Origin of the sequence: Deinococcus sp. YIM 134068 (genome assembly GCF_036543075.1) — a bacterium.
Lineage (GTDB): Bacteria > Deinococcota > Deinococci > Deinococcales > Deinococcaceae > Deinococcus > Deinococcus lichenicola.
The window spans coordinates 1-3184 of sequence record NZ_JAZHPF010000047.1 but is presented as its reverse complement, the minus strand read 5'-3'; the positions used below and the strand labels follow the sequence as shown (position 1 = coordinate 3184).

Here is a 3184-nt window from a genome sequence, read left to right as displayed (position 1 = left end):
CCGTCAGGAACAGCGGCCCGAGCTTCTGCGGCTCTGTATCGATCCTCTGCTGAGGCCCCCTCAGCCTGTAGTCCCGACATTTCGGAAGCGGCACCCGTTCGTGCGTCCAGATCGGCGGCGAAGCCGGGCCGCCAGTTGTGCCGCCACTCGTCCGCGCGCACCCGAGGGGCCAGGGCCTCCGGGCGCACCTTCACGGCCCAGAGGGTGCCGTCGTAGAGGTTGGACCCGGCGACCTTCTGGACGTGCCCCCCGCAGTCGAGCAGGCCCGCCCGCTCCAGCTCGCGCCCCAATCGGGCCACGTGGTCGGGGTGGTAGTCGAGCACGCCAGCGAGGGAGACGGCGGGCAGGTGGAAGGCCACCTGATCGGGCACGAAGCGGTAGCCCCGCAGGAAGGCCACCCGCAGGGCGAGGCGGTGGAGGGTCAGGAACAGCCGCAGGCCCCCCCTCGTCAGCTTGCACCCCGCCAGCACCTCCCCAGCCGAGGGCCACACGAGGGGGGTGGGGGCCTCCTCCGGGCGCTGGCAGAGGTCAGGACGGGGCAGCACGGCGCGGAGGGGGACAGAGGGGGCGGCGGGTGACGTGGGGGCTGTCAGGGGCCGCTCAGGGGCCGTCAGGTCGGGGGCGGGGGTGCCGAGGACGGCAGCACGGCAGCGGGCGAGAACTTCGGACAGTCGGGGAGTGTGGTGAGGCAACCTTGTACGCCCTTCCCCGGAGCGCGTAGCATTGAGGCCGCCTTCCACAGCGGGCCGGGGTTGCTTTGCGCTCCGGTCGTTTTCGTTTTCTACCCTCACACAGCGGGCGGCCCTCGCGCAACCTTTCAGGCGGAAGGCCGCCCTTCATCGTCTCACTGCTAGGGGAAAGACAGCGCCCGGCGCGGCGTCTGGGGCGACGTGAACGGCACCGGGCGGCGCGCGGCGGTGCAGGGCCTTTATGCCGACCCAGACGGGGGGCGGGGGCGGTCGGGAGAGGTCGAAGTCTCAGGGGCTGAGGGATCATCCGGGCCACCCTTCCTGCCTTCACCCCGGAGGGCATCCCCCCTCCCCCACCCTTCTGGTAATTCAGTTTCCCAGAAGGGTGGGGGCATAACCCCCGTGCATCCCTCCAGCTCGCACCCACGAAGAGGGGCGGGGGAGGGGGCGGGACTGCGGAAGGGAATGGGCATTCCAGCCGCGAGCAGGGCGGCGGGCGGGGGTCGGGCGGGGACGGTAGGCCGTCAGCGGGCAGGGTGGGGGCGACGGTGGACCGGGGGAGGCCCTACGGGCCGGGCGGCGGCGGCGGGTCGAGGGGAAGGGACAGGCGGTGAGGTCGAAGGCGTCCAGGTGCTGACGCAAGGGCAGGAGGCCCCCGGACTCACGCGGCGGGGGAGGGTGGGAAAGTTAGTCGCTTACTAGAAACAGCGCCGCAGGGCCACGGTGCCGCGCGACCACGAGAGCCGGGGGGCACGCCCGCCCCTCGCCTTCCGGCTCAGCTCGTCCTCCAGGGCTTCGAGGTAGGCGTCGGTGCCGGGCTGGTCGAGGCGGCTGTCGGGGTTGCGGGAGATGTAGGCGGCGACCTTCCGCCGGTCCTGCACGCCGTCCAAGATCAGGACGCCGTGGGCCTGCCCGCCCAGGAGGTCACACCCCCCGCCGGGACCGGGCCGGGCGGCGCGCACCAGGGCGGCGTGTTCGGGGCGCAGGTGGGCGAGCGGGACCACCGGATGAGCGTGGGTGCCCCCGCATGGGCCGCGCTGAGTGGTAGCGGCGTAGGGCGTGCCGGGCAAGGTCAACTCCTCCAGGGCGCAGTCCACAACCGCGCGGGACAGTCCGGCCATCTCCTCGCCCTTCAGGGGCAGCTCGTCGAGGGCATCGAGGACCAGGGTCAGAAGGACAAGGGCACCGTGGGCCGCGTGCATCGCGTCGAGGTCCTGCCGCCGCGCCTCAGAGACCCGGCTGACGGGCGGCGGCCACCCGTCATGGGCGGCGAGGTGGGCGGCGAGGTGGGGGAGGCGGCGGGCCTGATCGGGCGTGAGGTTGAGGGGCTGGTGCTTGCGCCCACGCCGGGCCAGCTCGTCGCGGCGGCGGCCCTCGTGCAGGACGGCCCGCTGGCGCAGCACGTCGGATGGGTTGTGACGGGGCACGGCAACCTCACGCGGCCCCGCGTCCTAGAATCTCGGTGGTCATCGAAGTCCCCTTCCAGCAGAGCGCCGCGCGTGCCGTTCCAGGGCCGCGCGGCGCGTCCTCTGCTGGCAGGAGGATAGGGGCACTCCTCGCCACTTTTCGCCGTCTGGATTGATGTTTTTCCCGTTTCAGGTGAGGTTGGGAGGCGGGGGCGGCCCCCTGAAAGTGACGGCCCGCCGCAGAGGTTCGGGGGGTTGTTTGAACTCGGTTCAGACTTCGGGAGTCAGCCCGTGGAGGGCGACGGAGGCGGCGGCGCGCAGCTCGTCGTCCGCCAGCACGCCCGCCCCTTGCCATGAGTTGAGGGCAGCGGTCAGGGCGGCGCGGAGGGTGGCCGTGAGGTGATCGGCGGCCACGTCCACCAGGGCGACGGACGCGGCGCAGGCCGGGCACAGGGGTTCAGCGGGCAGGGGGGCGGCACCGGGAGAGCCGCAAGCGGCGCAGGACGCCGGGAGGAGGGGGGCGGGGGCGCTCATCGGGCGGCACACTAGCGCCTGTTTTTGCCGACCATAACGCACAATTATTGTGACGGACGGTTACATTCTCGGTCGGGGTGGGGCGGGGTCAGGGTGAGCGCAGCCGGGCGGCGAGGACCGCGCCAGGCGTGCGCCAGGGTGCCCCCTCCGCGAGATCGGCGGCGAGGCGGGAAATCTGCGCCCCAAGAGCCTGCAACCCACCCACGCGGCCCTCCATCTCGGCCCGCAGCGCCTCCCACAAGACGCGGCACCAGTACCGGCGGCGCTCCGGTTCTGCGAGGGCCGCACTCATCGCCGAGGCGAGCCGCCCGACCTCGCGGGCACGGTGGCGGGGATGAGCTGACCACAGGGCGGGGAGAGCGGCCACCACAGCCCGCAGGCCCGCCGGGGTCGAATTGTCGGGACTGGGTGGCAGCGGGGCGGCAAAGCCGTCAGGAACAGCGGCCCGAGCTTCTGCGGCTCTGTATCGATCCTCTGCTGAGGCCCCCTCAGCCTGTAGTCCCGACATTTCGGAAGCGGCACCCGTTCGTGCGTCCAGATCGGCGGCGAAGCCGG

4 protein-coding genes are annotated in these 3184 nt (G+C 72.6%); all 4 read right to left on the bottom strand.

Annotated elements, in window-relative coordinates; translation table 11 throughout:
• The coding region (locus V3W47_RS19565) for a hypothetical protein (protein ID WP_331826917.1) at positions 1–545 on the bottom strand (545 nt) is incomplete at its 3' end.
• Between the two features lie 842 nt (positions 546–1387).
• The gene (locus tag V3W47_RS19560) at positions 1388–2116 is read right to left on the bottom strand and encodes a hypothetical protein (protein ID WP_331826916.1); all 729 of its coding nucleotides are present in this window, start codon (positions 2114–2116) and stop codon (positions 1388–1390) included.
• A gap of 249 nt (positions 2117–2365) precedes the next feature.
• Positions 2366–2629 carry a hypothetical protein gene (locus V3W47_RS19555; protein WP_331826915.1) on the bottom strand — a complete coding sequence of 88 codons (264 nt, stop codon included), beginning with the start codon at positions 2627–2629 and terminating at the stop codon, positions 2366–2368.
• 88 nt (positions 2630–2717) lie between these two features.
• A partial coding sequence (locus tag V3W47_RS19550; protein ID WP_331826914.1) for a hypothetical protein occupies positions 2718–3184 on the bottom strand: 467 nt, incomplete at its 5' end.

Bases quoted from the DNA above. Each gene is read 5' to 3' on its own strand.
- V3W47_RS19555 (WP_331826915.1), bottom strand. From the start codon at position 2,629: ATGAGCGCCCCCGCCCCCCTCCTCCCGGCGTCCTGCGCCGCTTGCGGC.